Annotated in this window: 11 protein-coding genes; 6 read left to right on the forward strand and 5 right to left on the reverse strand. The window is 66.6% G+C overall.

Going from position 1 to position 14,262, the window contains the following annotated elements:
• Positions 1–25: 25 nt before the first annotated feature.
• The gene (locus tag ACTU6V_RS06630; protein ID WP_443475273.1) at positions 26–3,268 is read left to right on the forward strand and encodes a lamin tail domain-containing protein; all 3,243 of its coding nucleotides are present in this window, start codon (positions 26–28) and stop codon (positions 3,266–3,268) included.
• A gap of 106 nt (positions 3,269–3,374) precedes the next feature.
• Here the strand turns inward: ACTU6V_RS06630 and ACTU6V_RS06635 are convergent, their stop codons facing one another.
• Positions 3,375–3,770: a YccF domain-containing protein gene (locus ACTU6V_RS06635; RefSeq protein ID WP_443467360.1), complete on the reverse strand. Its 396-nt coding sequence runs from the start codon at positions 3,768–3,770 to the stop codon at positions 3,375–3,377.
• Positions 3,771–3,785: 15 nt separating this feature from the next.
• Complete coding sequence (locus ACTU6V_RS06640) at positions 3,786–4,181, reverse strand: pyridoxamine 5'-phosphate oxidase family protein (RefSeq protein ID WP_443467359.1); 396 nt, start codon at positions 4,179–4,181, stop codon at positions 3,786–3,788.
• A gap of 61 nt (positions 4,182–4,242) precedes the next feature.
• Here ACTU6V_RS06640 and ACTU6V_RS06645 point away from each other — a divergent pair, with 61 nt between their 5' ends.
• The 3 genes from ACTU6V_RS06645 to ligD are packed head-to-tail and all read left to right on the forward strand — an operon-like array spanning position 4,243 to position 9,025.
• Positions 4,243–6,714: an ATP-dependent helicase gene (locus ACTU6V_RS06645; RefSeq protein WP_443475274.1), complete on the forward strand. Its 2,472-nt coding sequence runs from the start codon at positions 4,243–4,245 to the stop codon at positions 6,712–6,714.
• Positions 6,715–6,763: 49 nt separating this feature from the next.
• Positions 6,764–7,912: an SseB family protein gene (locus ACTU6V_RS06650; protein ID WP_443467357.1), complete on the forward strand. Its 1,149-nt coding sequence runs from the start codon at positions 6,764–6,766 to the stop codon at positions 7,910–7,912.
• Between the two features lie 39 nt (positions 7,913–7,951).
• Entirely contained in the window at positions 7,952–9,025 is a 1,074-nt protein-coding gene (ligD, locus tag ACTU6V_RS06655; protein ID WP_443467356.1) for a non-homologous end-joining DNA ligase, read from the forward strand.
• A 12-nt stretch (positions 9,026–9,037) separates the two neighbouring features.
• Here ligD and ACTU6V_RS06660 read toward each other — a convergent pair whose 3' ends face one another.
• Together ACTU6V_RS06660 and ACTU6V_RS06665 are read right to left on the reverse strand one after the other, a co-directional pair.
• Positions 9,038–10,081: an ATP-dependent DNA ligase gene (locus ACTU6V_RS06660; RefSeq protein WP_443467355.1), complete on the reverse strand. Its 1,044-nt coding sequence runs from the start codon at positions 10,079–10,081 to the stop codon at positions 9,038–9,040.
• Between the two features lie 172 nt (positions 10,082–10,253).
• Positions 10,254–11,705, reverse strand: coding sequence for a phytoene desaturase family protein (locus ACTU6V_RS06665; RefSeq protein ID WP_443475275.1), 1,452 nt, complete (start codon positions 11,703–11,705; stop codon positions 10,254–10,256).
• A gap of 78 nt (positions 11,706–11,783) precedes the next feature.
• Between ACTU6V_RS06665 and ACTU6V_RS06670 the strand changes: the two genes are divergently transcribed.
• Positions 11,784–12,275, forward strand: a complete 492-nt coding sequence (locus ACTU6V_RS06670) for a hypothetical protein (protein WP_443475276.1) — start codon at positions 11,784–11,786, stop codon at positions 12,273–12,275.
• 1 nt (position 12,276) lies between these two features.
• Here ACTU6V_RS06670 and ACTU6V_RS06675 read toward each other — a convergent pair whose 3' ends face one another.
• The gene (locus ACTU6V_RS06675; protein WP_443467352.1) at positions 12,277–12,942 is read right to left on the reverse strand and encodes a TetR/AcrR family transcriptional regulator; all 666 of its coding nucleotides are present in this window, start codon (positions 12,940–12,942) and stop codon (positions 12,277–12,279) included.
• A gap of 136 nt (positions 12,943–13,078) precedes the next feature.
• Between ACTU6V_RS06675 and sucC the strand changes: the two genes are divergently transcribed.
• A complete protein-coding gene (sucC, locus tag ACTU6V_RS06680) occupies positions 13,079–14,245 on the forward strand; it encodes an ADP-forming succinate--CoA ligase subunit beta (RefSeq protein ID WP_443467351.1) in 1,167 nt (388 codons plus the stop codon).
• Positions 14,246–14,262 lie beyond the last annotated feature (17 nt).

Raw genomic sequence — 14,262 nt, forward strand, 5'->3', positions numbered from 1 at the left:
CCTCGTCCCGACCCCCTGGAGTCACATGTCTCGCTTGTCCCGCGGGCTTTCGGCATCCGTTGTGTGCGCCCTCGGCGCTGCCACGCTGCTCGCCGTGCCGACCGCTGCCACAGCTGCTGAAGAGCCGCTCGGCATCCGCATCAACGAAGTCGTGTCCAACGGGGGGAGCCCCGACGACTGGATCGAGTTCTACAACTACTCGGACAGCGACGTCGACCTGGGTGGCTACATCCTGCTCGACAACGCGCAGAAGGATGCCTATACGTTCGCGTCGACGACGGTCGTCGAGCCGGGCGAGTACCTCGTCCTGGACACCGACACGGACTTCGCCTTCGGTCTCGGCAAGGGCGACAGCGTCCGACTGTTCGCTCCGGGGGCAACGACTGCTACTGACACTCCGGTGCTTGAGACCTCCTGGCCAGCCGACACCCACGCCGTGCCCAGCTGGGGCGCTCAGGGCGACGGTGCGGACGCCGAGTACGTCATCACCGCAGAATCGAGCAAGGGCGCCGAGAACATCTTCGCGACCGATGGCGGCGAAGAAGGCACACCCGGCACCGACTCCGACGTCGTGCTGAATGAGATCATCTACGACGAAATCTCCGGTTACTCCGACCGCGTCGAGATCTTCAACAGGGGCACCGATACCGCATCGATCGCGGGATGGACGATCTCCGACGACAAGCGCGACCGCTTCAGCACGCCGTTCGCCCGGGGTACGGAGCTCGCGCCGGGGGCGTTCGTAGTGCTCGAGACCGACGTTGACTTCGCGTTCGGCCTGGGCAAGGGCGATGAGGTCGTCCTCTACGATGCCACCAGCGCCGAGGTCGACGCATACACGTACGAGAACACCGCGCCGATCGCGACTTTTGCACGCTGCCCTGACGGCACGGGCGACTGGGCGCACGCGACCGAGGCCACGCCCGGCGCGGCGAACAACTGCGCGACGGCGCCGGTCCCCGGTGCAGTCGTTCTCAACGAGGTCGACTCGCAGCCCGCCGACTGGGTCGAGCTGTACAACCCCGGCACCGAGCCGTTCGACATCTCGGGCTACGAGATCCGCGACAGCGATGATGACCTCGACCATCGCTGGGCTTTCCGCGACGGCACTGTGCTCGCCGCCGGCGAGTTCCTCGTCGTCGAACAGGGCGACGTGGGCCTCACAAAGGGCGTGGAGACAGAGTTCGGCCAGTTCGGAATCGGCAGCGCCGATGAGATCCGCCTTTTCGACCCGGCGGGCGAACTGAGCGATCGCACTGGCGCATGGACCAGCCACGCCGCAATCGACGGCGACTTCGGGGCTGCCTCGTTAGCGCGCTGCATCGATGGCATCGGTGACTTTGCGCTCGCATACGCCACACCGGGCGAGGCGAACAACTGCGTCCCGCCGACGATCGCGATCAACGAGATCGACTCCAACGGTTCCCCGGACTGGGCGGAGATCGTCAACACCGGAACGGAGCCAGTCGACATCTCCGGCTGGACCCTCATGGACAACGACCCGGTCGGACACGCCGCTGATGTGAACCCGCTTGATGCGGGTACGATCCTCGCACCCGGCGAGTACTTCGTCTTCAACGGCACTGACCACTTCACATTCGGCCTGGGCAATGGCGACACCGTCACCATCCGCAACGCGTCAGGACTCACCGTTGCTGAGCACGTCTACGACGCCCACGCAGAAGGCATCTGGGCGCGTTGCGAGGATGGCGCCGGCGACTTCGCGGATGTTGCAGTGGGCACTCCCGGCATCCGCAACGCCTGCGGCAATCCGGTGCGCATCAACGAGGTGGAATCCGACGGCGAGCCCGACTGGGTGGAGCTCGTCAACCCGACAGGTAACGCGCTCGACGTCTCCGGCATCGTGCTCAAGGACGACGATGACGCTCATGTGTACGAGATCGCTGCGGGCACCAGCATCCCGGCCGCGGGCTATCTCGTCATCGACGACCTCGGCTTCGGCATCGGCAAGGACGACACTGTTCGTGTCTTCGACGGCGACCGTCTCGTGGACTCCACCGTCTGGGGTGCAGGACACGCCCTGACCACGTGGGGACGCTGCCCTGACACCGCAGGCCCGTTTGCGGTCACCGCAGAGCCGACACCGGGCGAGGCCAACATCTGCGTCGGTGAGGTCGCCGTCTCGCAGTGGCCGGGCTCTGCCGACGTGCGGGTGCTTGATGGGGCGCCGATGTTCCTTGAGGACAGCTCGGGACTGGACGTGCAGGAGACGGCAGAGGGCACGTTCCTGTGGGCGATCGACAACGGTACCGGCACGATCTGGAAGCTCGTCGCCTCAGCAGACGGCTCCGTCGCCTTCGCCGACGGATGGGCGGATGGTAAGCGGGTGCGCTTCCAGAAGGATGCCGCGAACCCGGATGCTGCCGGCCCCGACACCGAAGGCATCACTGTCGACGGCGATGGGCTCGTCTATGCGGCATCCGAGCGCGATAACAGCGCGAAGGGCGTCAACCAGAACACGATCCTCCAGGTGAACCCTGATGCACCCGGCCGCGACCTCGTCGCGCTGACCGAGTGGGATCTCACCGCGCTGCTTCCTGCCGTCGGCGCGAACCTCGGGATCGAGGCCGTCGAGTGGGTGTCGGATGAGACGCTCACCGGTGCGCTCTTCGACGACAACACGAAGGCGGCGTACGACGGCGCCGCGTATCCCGGCGACGGACTGTTCTTCGTCGCCGTCGAGGACGGTGGCGGGGTCTACGCGTTTGCGCTCGCCGCAGACGGCTCTGCAGTGCTCGTCTCGACCATCGACCCGGGACTCGCGGGAGTGATGAGCCTCGACTACGACTCCGTGCTCGGCGTGCTCTGGGCCGTCTGCGATGACGGCTGCGGCGGCAAGTCGGCGCAGATCACGCTGAACGGCACGGCCGATCCTGCGATCGCACACTTCGCGCGTGCGGCGTCCATGCCCGACATCAACAACGAGGGCTTCGCGACGGCACCGGCCTCGCTGTCGGCGGACGGTCAGCGTGCGGTGTGGTGGTTTGCGGATGGTTACGCCGCAGAGGCGCTGCGCGCAGGCACGCTGGCCGGTGTTGAGGGCGGCGGCGGTGGCGGGAGTGACGGCGGCGCAGGCTCCGGCGACGGCTCCGGCCCGGATGACGCTGTCTCCGGCGAGGCAGGCGCGGACGGGCTCGCCACGACGGGATCCGAACTCCCCGCCATGGCCCTCGTCCTGGCGCTGACGCTTCTGCTGGCTGGCGCCCTCACCATCGTCGCCCGCCGAGTGCGGCGCCAGTCGGCATAAGGCGTACGGGGCGACTCGGCATAAGTCGCGGGATGGAAAACGCGGCCCGCACGGGCGTGCGGGCCGCGAAATCCATCCCGCGCGCGTCAATATGCGTCGCGCGCGTCTACTTCGTGTCGAAGGGGCCACGCCTGGTGGAGACGATGTCCTTGCCGAGCGGCATGAGTGAGACCGGCACCATCTTGAAATCGGCGATGGCCATCGGGATGCCGATGATCGTGAGGCAGAGCACGACACCGGAGATGATGTGACCGATGGCCAGCCACCATCCGGCGAGGATCACCCAGATGACGTTTCCGAGGAATGCGCCCACGCCGGCGCGCGGCTTCTCGACGACCTCGCGCCCGAACGGCCAGAACGCGTAGCCGGCCAGTCGGAACGAGGCGATCGCCCAGGGGATCGTGATGATCGGGATGCACAGCAGGATTCCCGCAAGCACGTACCCGAGGAAGAGGGCCCAGCCGGCGAAGATCACCCAGATGATGTTGAGAATCGTGCGCATGGAGCTTTCCTTTGCTCAGTGCCGGTTGCGACGCACGCGTCGGCCGGAGATACTGTCGATGCGGAATCGCAGGGGTTTCGCGCGGTCTTCGCCCGCCCAGGGTGAGACTCGATCGAAGCCGTCCAGACCGCCTTCGGGCGAGGCCGTGGACACCTGGCCGTGCATCAGGACGCTCCAACCGGTGCCGGCGAGGTCATCGTGATAATCGATCTCGAACGCCACCTGCGCGCGTTCGTCGCCGAGTCGGCTGAGGCTGCCGCCGGATGACGTGCGGATCAGCAGGTCGCGCCCCGACACGGAATAGTTCACGGGGAAGATCTGGATGCGGTCGTTCTCGGTGAATCCGAGCCGACCGACGGTCGTGGTGGTGAGCAGTTCGTAGCACTCCTGCTCTGGCAGGTCGCTGATCATGTCGTCCTCCTGATCCGGATCGCAACCGGGTGTCTGCGGCCCAGCCTAGACTCGTAACGCCATGACCGACGCTCCTCTCATCGTTCCCTCATCCACCGGCCCCGACTCTCCCTCCGCATCAGGCCAGGACGACCTCCTCGCGGGTCTCAACCCGCAGCAGCTCGCAGCAGTGACCTACCGTGGTCCCGCGCTGCTCATCGTCGCGGGCGCGGGATCGGGCAAGACGAGTGTGCTCACCCGTCGCATCGCCTCGCTGCTGCGAAATCGAGAGGCGTGGCCGAGTCAGATTCTTGCGATCACCTTCACGAACAAGGCCGCGGGTGAGATGCGTGAACGCGTCGCAGACATCGTCGGCGAAGCATCCCGAGGCATGTGGATCTCGACCTTCCACTCGGCGTGCGTGCGGATCCTGCGCCGCGAGGCGGACCAGTTCGGTTTCACCAAATCCTTCACGATCTACGACTCCGGCGACTCGCGTGCACTGATCAAGCGCCTGGTGAAGGAGCATGAGGCCGATGCTTACGGTCTGACCCCGGCATCGACGCAGGGCCGCATCTCCAAGCTCAAGAACGAACTGCAAGACGCCGAGTCGTACGCGCGCGACGCGAACATGAGCGACCCCGCCGAGCGCAAGTTCGTCGAGATCTTCGGCGACTACCAGCGTCGCCTGCGCAAGGCGAATGCCTTCGACTTCGACGACCTGATCGGCCAGACGGTCTACCTGTTCCGTGCATTCCCGAAGGTCGCCGACACGTACCGCCGCCGGTTCCGGCACATTCTCGTTGACGAATACCAGGACACCAACCACGCCCAGTACGCGCTCATCCATGAGCTCACCCGGCCGGTGTCGGCGGATGCACCTGACCCATATGCCTCAGACGGCATGATGATCTTCGAGCCAGAGACGACGCCGGGGCTGCCCGGCGCATCCCTCACCGTCGTCGGTGACTCCGACCAGTCGATCTACGCGTTCCGCGGCGCCGACATCCGCAACATCAGCGAGTTCGAGCGCGACTTCCCCGGGGCGAAGGTCGTGCTGCTCGAGCAGAACTACCGCTCGAGCCAGAACATCCTCTCGGCCGCGAACGCCGTGATCGGGCACAACTTCGATCGCAAAGCCAAGAACCTCTGGAGCGACCGCGGCGACGGCGACAAGATCGTCGGCTTCACCGGGTACTCGCAGCATGACGAGGCGCAGTTCGTCGCAGACGAGGTCGAGTCCCTGCGCCGCTCAGGCACGCCGTACTCCGAGATGGCCGTGTTCTACCGCACCAACTCGCAGTCGCGTGCGCTGGAAGAGATCTTCATCCGCTCTGCTGTGCCCTACAAGATCATGGGCGGCACGAAGTTCTACGAGCGCGCAGAGATCAAGGACGCCCTCGCGTATCTGATCGCGGTGGCGAACCCGGCCGATGAGATGTCGGTCCGCCGCATTCTCAACAGGCCGCGTCGCGGCATCGGCGATGTCACTGAGACTGCGATCGCACGGTTCGCAGAAGATCACGACATCTCGTTCCGCGATGCGCTGTCGATCCCGGCTCAGCTCGGTGTCGGCCCGAAGATCCAAGCGGCGATCACCCAGCTCGATGCCGTGCTGAAAGAGGCGACCGCGCTGATGCTGCCGCCATCCGGCGAGGTTCCCCCGCCCACCGCTGTCGCTGATGGGCTCAGCCTGCTGCTGGGTAAGAGCGGCTACCTCGACGCGCTGCGCGCCAGTCGCGACCCGCAAGATGAAGCCCGCGTCGAGAACCTCGACGAATTGGTCGCCGTCACGCGCGACTTCGCCCGCAACAACCCTGAGGGCACGATCGTCGACTTTCTCACAGAGGTGGCGCTCGTCGCCGATGCAGACGATCTCGATGATGAATCCGGATCCGTGTCGATGATGACGATGCACACGGCGAAGGGTCTCGAGTACGACGCGGTGTTCGTCACCGGTGTCGAAGAAGATCTCATCCCGCACCGCATCTCCGCGGGTGAGCCGGGCGGACCGCAAGAAGAGCGACGGCTGTTCTACGTCGGCATCACCCGCGCCCGAAAGCGACTGCATCTTTCGCTCGCGATGACACGCGCGCAGTTCGGCGAAGTGTCTGTAGCGATGCCGAGCAGATTCCTGCAAGAGATCCCTGCCGAGCTCGTCGACTGGCGGCAGTCTCCAGGAGACGTGAACTCACGCGGCGGCACGCAGTCCCGTGCGCTCAACGCGCGGCGGGGTGGGTTCGGCGGCGGCTCCGGCGGCTTCGGCGGCGGAGGCGGCAACGACCGGTTCGCCGTGAAGCCACTCGGCTCGCGCGACGGGATCAAGCCACTGTCGACGGCGATGGACAAGTTCCCCAACAAGGTCACCGGCAAGGTCCGCGACAACGGCGACCTCGAGCTCACAGCCGGCGACCGCATCCGGCACGATGACTTCGGCGAGGGGCGAGTGGACGCTGTGACCGGTGAAGGCGCCAAGCGCATCGCCCATGTGCGATTCGATTCCGCAGGGCTCAAGAAGCTCCTCATCAAGATCGCTCCGATCCAGAAGCTCTGAAGCCCCCGCTGAGGCTCGCACGCGGCATCCCCACGTTAGGCTGATCGATATGGCAATGTTCTCCCGCCGCAAGAAGACCGGCGACGCGCTGTCCGAGTCGCAGACGCCGAACCAGGCGGATTCTCCGGACGAGCTTCCTGAATACGCACAGCCCGCAGAACCGGTCCCCGAGATCGGCATCTCCGTCCAGGCCTTCCGAGGTGTAGGCGCTGCGGCGGGTCCCGAGATCGCGTTGCCAGACCCCGCTCAGCCAGCCGCAGCGCGTCCTGCAGGATCAGCACCCGCAGCATCCGCACCCGTGCAGCAGACGGCGCCCGCCGCACCCGCGGCGGAGCCGAAGCGGACTCTTCCGCTGGCGCCGCTGCTTCCGCCGGAGCCGACCGAGTCGATGCCGGGCATGAAGGACAACGTGCTGCTGCGCACGGCCCTTGCCGAGCTCGCTGAACTCGCCGAGAGTGCTGAAGGCTCGACGAACGAACAGCTCATCGGCGTGCTGCGTCAGATGATGCAGAACCACCTGTACCTGCGGGTGCACGGTGATGCGCGCGCCCAGCTGGCCGAAGGTAAGCCGCTGTCCATCGCCGTGGTCCGCGACGCAGAGCGCAGCTACATGCTCGCGTTCAGCTCCGCTGCCGCCGTGCGCGAATCCGTGCAACGCGAGACCGAACCCACCGCGACGTCTGCGATCGCTCAGCCGGTGACGGCCGTGTTGCAGCAGCTCGTCGCCGGAGACTTCGCCGGCCTCATCCTCGACAACGCCTCCGGCGCGCGCCGGGCGGTGTTCCCCGCTGAGGTGCTCAAGAAGGCGCTCGAGCAGGCCGACGTCAACATGACCGTCAAGATGCTGCTCGCAGCCCCGCGCGAGCAGGATACCGTGCAGAAGGTCGGTGACGCGCTCGCGAAGACCAAGATGTGGGTGGCGGTCAACGACGGCGGAGGCAAGGGCGAGGTCGGCATCGCCGAAGCGCGCACCGCTGACGGTCGACGCTTTCTGCAGCTGTTCTCGCACCCGCTCGAGATCGTCGCCCTCGGCCGGGGCGACAAGCCGTTGCCCTTCGAGCCGGATCAGCTCGCGAAGGTGCTCTCCGCTCACACCGCCCTCTCCGGCGTGATCATCGACTCGGCTGGGCCCTCGCTCGTCGTCGAGCGTGACGCTCTGGGCGCGGTGCTGGTGCGCGCGGTCGACGTCAGCGACTGACCCCTACCGCAAGCCGCGCGACGCCCGTAGGGTCGGTGCATGGCTTCCGAGCGCGTGACATTGACGATCGCTGACCCTGAGGGGAAGCGCGACGTGGACCTGTCGAGTCCGAACAAGGTCATCTGGCCAGACCCTTCAACAGGCTCAGAGGGCATCACGAAGGCCGAGCTCGCCGAGTACGTGCAGACCGTCGCCGAGCCGTTCCTGAACGCGAACGGTCATCGGCCGGTGTCGCTCGAGCGGTTCCGCAACGGTGTGGGCCCTTCTTCGGAGAGCTTCTTCTCGAAGAACCCGCCCAAGGGAACCCCTGATTTCGTGGATGCGGTGACGGTCACGTACAACAGCGGTCGGCGGCATCCGCAGATCGTCCTGAACCGTCCGAGCGCGATCGTGTGGGCAGTTCAGATGAACACGATCGTGTTCCATCCGTGGGCGTCCCTCGCCTCGGATACCGACAAGCCGATCGAGCTGCGCATCGATCTCGACCCGCAACCGGGAACGGATTTCTCGGATGCCGTGACCGCAGCCCACGGCCTCCGAGAAGTGCTGCGTGAGGCGGAGCTGGAAGCCTTCATCAAGACCAGTGGCAACCGAGGACTGCACGTGTTCTGCCCGATCGAGCCCACGCACGAGTTCCTCGATGTTCGGCACGCGGTGATCGCTGCCGGCCGTGAGCTCGAGCGACGGATGCCCGACGAGGTCACCACGAACTGGTGGAAGGAAGAGCGCGGCGAGCGCATCTTCGTCGACTTCAACCAGGCCAATCGTGACCGCACGATGGCAGGAGCCTATAGTCCGCGCGCACTGCCGACCGCGAGCGTATCGACGCCGGTCGAGTGGGACGAACTCGACGACGTCGCCCCGCAGAGCTTCACTGTCCGAACCATCCCGCAGCGTCTTGCCGACGTGGGCGACCCCTGGGCGCGCATGCAGGAGAACCCTGGCCGCATCAGCACCCTGCTCGAATGGTGGGAGCGCGACGTGTCGAACGGTCTCGGAGAGCTGCCGTTCCCGCCTGATTTTCCCAAGATGCCCGGGGAACCGCCGCGGGTTCAGCCGAGCAAGCGGGTCGACGCGAATTGGGATGCCGACGGCAACCGCATCGAGGACTGAAACCCCGCGCGGTCACGCGAGCACGTCGGCCAGGTCGTACCCCGCGACGGTCTCCAGCTGCTCATACGTGCACGAGCGCGCGTCGCGGTCAGGGCGCCAGCGTTCGAACTGCACTGTGTGGCGAAACCGCGCACCCTCGAGCTGGTCATAGCGCACCTCGAGCACGCGCTCGGGGCGGAGTCGCACGAACGAGACATCCTTCGCGCCGGTGAAGCGGCTGCGCTCGCCCTCGCCCGTGACTGCGTCGCCGGACTCGTCCCGTTCGACCAGCGGCGCGAGTTCGTCGACGAGCTCCTGGCGGCGCTTGTCGCTCCAGGCCGCGACTGCGCCGACCTGGCGAAGCGTGCCGTCGCTGTCGTACAGTCCGACCAGAAGTGATCCGACGCCGGAACCGGACTTGTGAATGCGGTAGCCGAGCGCCACGACATCCGCGGTGCGTGCGTGCTTGATCTTGATGAGCGTGCGCTTGCCGGGTGCGTACGGCTGGTCCAGCGGCTTGGCGACGACGCCGTCGAGCCCCGCACCCTCGAACTGGGCGAGCCACTGCACGGCAACCGCGTGGTCACGTGTCGTGCGGGTGAGGTGGAGAGGGTGCGGCACACCACCCAGCAGCTTCTCCAGGCGGGTTCGGCGCTGGTGGAACGGGTCGGCCAGCAAGGACTCCTCGCCGAGGGCCAGCAGGTCGAACGCGATGAACATCGCGGGAGTCTCTTCTGCCAGTCGCGCGACTCGTGATGCGGCGGGGTGGATGCGTTGGCTCAGAGCCTCCCAGTCGAGGCGCTGTGCTCCCGGTGCGCCGGTGGCGACGACGATCTCGCCGTCGAGCAGGCACGGTTCCGAGAGGATCTGCGGCAGAGCGTCGACGAGCTCGGGAAAGTAGCGGGTGAGCGGCTTCGCACCGCGCGAACCGATCTCAACGGTGTCGCCGTCCCACGCGATCAGCCCTCTGAACCCGTCCCACTTCGGCTCGAACAGCATCCCGCCCACTGTTTTCACTGGGTCGGGAACGGATGTGGCCGCCTTCGCGAGCATCGGTGCGGGGATCTCGTAGCGCATGGCCCCATCTTCGCGCGTGTGCGCGCGGAGCGACAGGGACACATGTCAGTCGAAATGCGCGGACGGCTGGGAAACCGGCCGAAACACGCTGGCAGGTGTGAAAATCCACTGACAAGTGTCCGGGCCGCGGGCGGGCGGTCGGGCAGCCGCGGGGGCGCGGCCGCGCGGCCGATCAGGCGAACAGCTCGGTGAGCATGGACGGCCGCCCGGCATCTTCGAGCACGGTCCTGGCCGCGTGCCAGCCCGCCATTCCGTTCACCCCGGGGCCAGGCGGCGTGGATGCCGAGGCCAGATACACCCCGCGCATCGGAGTTCGCCACGGATGCGTCGACAGCACCGGGCGCGCCAGTGCCTGTGGGATGGTGAATGCCCCGCCCAACACGTCCCCGCCGATCTCGGAGGGGTTGATCGCTTCCCGATCGGATGCCGGGACCGAGTGCGTTGCGAGGATGAGATCGCGGAAGCCCGGCGCGAAGCGCTCGATCTGCGCGGTGATGAGGTCGGTGGCGTCCAGGTCGGATCCGAAGGGAACGTGGACGTACGCCCAGAGCACTGCCTTGCCCGCAGGGGCGCGAGAGCCATCAAGCACGGAGGGCTGCACGGCGAGCACGTACGGGCGGGCACAGACGCGACCGGCCATGACAGCGTTCTCGCTCGCCCAGATCTCTTCGCGGGTGCCGCCCACGTGGACGGTGGGGGACTGTGCGACCTGCGCGTCGAGCCACGGCACGGGGCCATCAAGAGCGAAATCGACCTTCGCGGCAGCGGGTCCGTACCGGTAGCGTCGCAGGGCGCGCGCGTACGACGCGGGGGTATCCGGATGCGTCAGCGCAAGGCGCGGCGACGAGTTCAGCAGCAGCACGTCGCCGTGATTCGGATCTCCCCAGTCGAGCGAGGCGAGATCGCGCACATGCACGCCGGTCTCGACCGTGCCGCCGTGTGCCTCCAGATCAGTCACGAGAGCATCCGCGATGCGCTGCGCCCCGCCGCGCGGATACATCCAGCCGCCCGCATGGCCCTGCGCGGCCAGCAGGAGTCCTGCCGCGGCTCCCGCCAGCGACGGCTGCGGAGTGTTCGCGTGGGCGAAGACCCCCGACAGCAGTGCGGCGGCCTCGGGTGTGCGGAATGCGCGTCGTGCGAGCGGTGTGCCGTGCTCGAGCATTCGCATCGCGAACCGCATGGCCGTGACCGGTTCGTGCGGCAGTCGCACCATCTGGTTGCCGGTGAAGTCGACGACGCCGTCGATGTGCGAGCTCAGCGGACGCAGCAGCGCGAGCCAGGAGCGCTCATCTGCACCCAGATCCTTCGCGGTGCGCTCGATGTCGCGCCAGGCGATGGCTGCCCTACCGCCATCCAAGGGGTGTGCGTATGAGATCTCCGGCGTGATCCAGTCCACGCGCTCGGCGAGCCCGAACGCCTGGAAGAACGGCGAAGCGAGTGCCGCGGGGTGCACCGCAGAGCACACGTCGTGCGCAAAGCCGGGGAGGGTCGCCTCTGTCGTGCGGATGCCGCCGCCGATGCTGTCCGCAGCTTCGAGGACGCGGACCTCGTAGCCGCCACGGGCGAGAGATACGGCTGCGGCGAGTCCGTTCGGCCCGCTGCCGATGATCGTCGCGCGTGTCATGCCTTCAGTATCCCAGGCCGATCCGCCCCGCGACCGGCGTTCGTCAGAATTCCCCAGTCGGACGTGAGACCCTTGGAGATGATGAATGAGATTCAGGGCCCTACGCCCGCAGGCACTTCCCGTCCATACCGCAATCTCTCCGACGCGCTGCGCGCGCATAGAACCGACCCGGCGAACATCGAGTTCATCACCGCGATCGTGGATGCCGTCGGTATCAGCTCGCTGATCGACCGAGGCCGGTACATCGAGGCGATCCGCCTCGGTGAAGGAGCACCGCTCCACATCGGCAAGACCTACACGAACGGCTTCACCGAGGACGAGCAGATCCTCGTCGGCTCCGCCGCGCTGCGACTTCGCCCGAGCGAAGGGCGCGCCCCTTACTTCTACGTCTCGCACCCGAGCGAGTTCCGACCGCTGAGCCCGCTCAAGAAGCCTGCATCGCGCGCACCGCGTGCGAGCTCGGCGGCTCCGGCCAAGCCGAAGGCGACGCCGGTGGCCGAACGCGAATACGGCGTGTGCGACGTGTGCTTCATGGTGCGCAACGCCTCCGGCGGCTGCAACTGCGACTGAGCTACGACTCCAGCTCAGACTGCAGCCGGCGCGATACCTCCGCGATCGGCATGGCCCGTGGGAACACCGCGACGATGACGTCGTCTGCGGCGGCATCCGGGGCCTCCGGCAGCACGCCGTATCGGCGGCGCACATCGTCGAGTGCTGACTGCAGCACCGATGGTGCCACGCGCTTCGTGCCGCGCAGCAGTTGGCGGAGCACGTGATTGTGCACCGCGGTGACGAGGGCGGCGAAGCCGACAGCATCCAACGGGTCGATCCCGGGAAGCGCACGGCGCAGGTAGTCATCGAAGAGCCGCTCGTAGCGGAACACCGTCACGATCTCGCGTTCACGCAGCGCCGGGACCTGCCGCACGACCTGGTAGCGGAGCCGGGCGATCTCTGGGTCGTGCGCGAAGTGCGAGAACACGTGCTGCGACGCGCGGCAGACTGCTTCCCAGGGGTCGCGATGCCCTTCGGCGAGAAACTCGCGCAGCTCTCCGAGGAGCACTTCATGATCGGCGAAGACGACGTCTTCCTTACCGCCGAACTGTCGGAAGAACGTAGACCGGGACACACCCGCGGCTTTCGCGATCTGCTCGACAGAAGTCTGGTCGAACCCCTGCTCGCGGAACAGAGCCAGTGCTGCGGCAACGACGCCGCCCGGCATTTTTGCGGACTCATGCATAGCACGAAGCCTAGGGCTATGCGCCATCACGGCGGTGCCGGATTACCCATTCAGACGAGAGTAGTAGGCTGTACTACTGGTCGATATCTCGATATCGAGAGACTTTCCGCCCCCGCAGCCCAGTGAAGGAAGCACAGTGGATCTGTACGAGTACCAGGCACGAGACGTTTTCGAGAAGTACGGAGTGCCGGTCCTCGCCGGCATCGTCGCGGACACCCCCGAGGAGGTGAAAGCGGCAGCGGAGAAGCTCGGCGGCGTGGTCGTCGTCAAGGCTCAGGTCAAGACCGGTGGTCGTGGCAAGGCAGGCGGTGTCAAGGTCGCCAAGAACCCCGATGAGGCGTACGAAGCAGCCAAGGCCATCTTCGGCCTGGACATCAAGGGCCACATCGTCAAGCGCGTCATGGTCGCAGCCGGTGCCCGCATCGCCGAGGAGTTCTACTTCTCCGTGCTGCTCGACCGCGCCAACCGCTCCTACCTGTCGCTGTGCAGCGTCGAGGGCGGCATGGAGATCGAAGAGCTCGCTGTCGAGCGTCCCGAGGCTCTCGCCCGCATCGAGGTCGACCCGCTGACCGGAATCGACAAGCAGAAGGCCGTCGAGATCGCTCGCGCCGCGAAGTTCCCCGAAGACCTCATCGAGAAGGTCTCCGACGTCTTCGTGAAGCTCTACGAGGTCTACAAGGGCGAGGACGCAACCCTCGTCGAGGTCAACCCGCTGGTTCGCACCGAAGAGGGCGACATCATCGCGCTCGACGGCAAGGTCACTCTCGACGAGAACGCCTCTGAGATCCGTCACCCCGAGCACGAGGCGCTCGAGGACAAGGATGCCGCTGACCCGCTCGAGGCCAAGGCCAAGAAGTCTGGTCTGAATTACGTCAAGCTCGACGGCCAGGTCGGCATCATCGGCAACGGCGCAGGCCTTGTCATGTCGACGCTCGACGTGGTCGCCTACGCCGGTGAGAACCACGGTGGCGTCAAGCCCGCGAACTTCCTCGACATCGGTGGCGGAGCATCCGCCGAGGTCATGGCGAACGGCCTCGACGTCATTCTCGGCGACCCGCAGGTCAAGTCGGTCTTCGTCAACGTCTTCGGTGGCATCACCGCGTGTGACGCTGTCGCCAACGGCATCAAGGGTGCGCTCGAGACTCTCGGCGCCGCGGCATCCAAGCCGCTCGTCGTGCGCCTGGACGGCAACCGCGTCGAAGAGGGACGCGCGATCCTCGCCGAGTACGCCCACCCGCTTGTGACTCTCGCCGCCACCATGGACGAGGGCGCCGACAAGGCCGCCGAGCTGGCGAACGCCTGAGATCTTAGAAAAGGAAT

This window comes from Microbacterium zouquanmingi, from assembly GCF_052266675.1.
In the GTDB taxonomy this organism is placed as follows: Bacteria; Actinomycetota; Actinomycetes; order Actinomycetales; family Microbacteriaceae; genus Microbacterium.

Excerpts from the sequence above, each read along its gene's own strand:
- ACTU6V_RS06630 (WP_443475273.1), top strand. The coding sequence starts at position 26 with ATGTCTCGCTTGTCCCGCGGGCTTTCGGCATCCGTTGTGTGCGCCCTC.
- ACTU6V_RS06635 (WP_443467360.1), bottom strand. The coding sequence starts at position 3,770 with ATGCGCACGATTCTCAACATCATCTGGGTGATCTTCGCCGGCTGGGCC.
- ACTU6V_RS06640 (WP_443467359.1), bottom strand. The coding sequence starts at position 4,181 with ATGATCAGCGACCTGCCAGAGCAGGAGTGCTACGAACTGCTCACCACC.
- ACTU6V_RS06645 (WP_443475274.1), top strand. The coding sequence starts at position 4,243 with ATGACCGACGCTCCTCTCATCGTTCCCTCATCCACCGGCCCCGACTCT.
- ACTU6V_RS06650 (WP_443467357.1), top strand. The coding sequence starts at position 6,764 with ATGGCAATGTTCTCCCGCCGCAAGAAGACCGGCGACGCGCTGTCCGAG.
- ligD (WP_443467356.1), top strand. The coding sequence starts at position 7,952 with ATGGCTTCCGAGCGCGTGACATTGACGATCGCTGACCCTGAGGGGAAG.
- ACTU6V_RS06660 (WP_443467355.1), bottom strand. The coding sequence starts at position 10,081 with ATGCGCTACGAGATCCCCGCACCGATGCTCGCGAAGGCGGCCACATCC.
- ACTU6V_RS06665 (WP_443475275.1), bottom strand. The coding sequence starts at position 11,705 with ATGACACGCGCGACGATCATCGGCAGCGGGCCGAACGGACTCGCCGCA.
- ACTU6V_RS06670 (WP_443475276.1), top strand. The coding sequence starts at position 11,784 with ATGATGAATGAGATTCAGGGCCCTACGCCCGCAGGCACTTCCCGTCCA.
- ACTU6V_RS06675 (WP_443467352.1), bottom strand. The coding sequence starts at position 12,942 with ATGCATGAGTCCGCAAAAATGCCGGGCGGCGTCGTTGCCGCAGCACTG.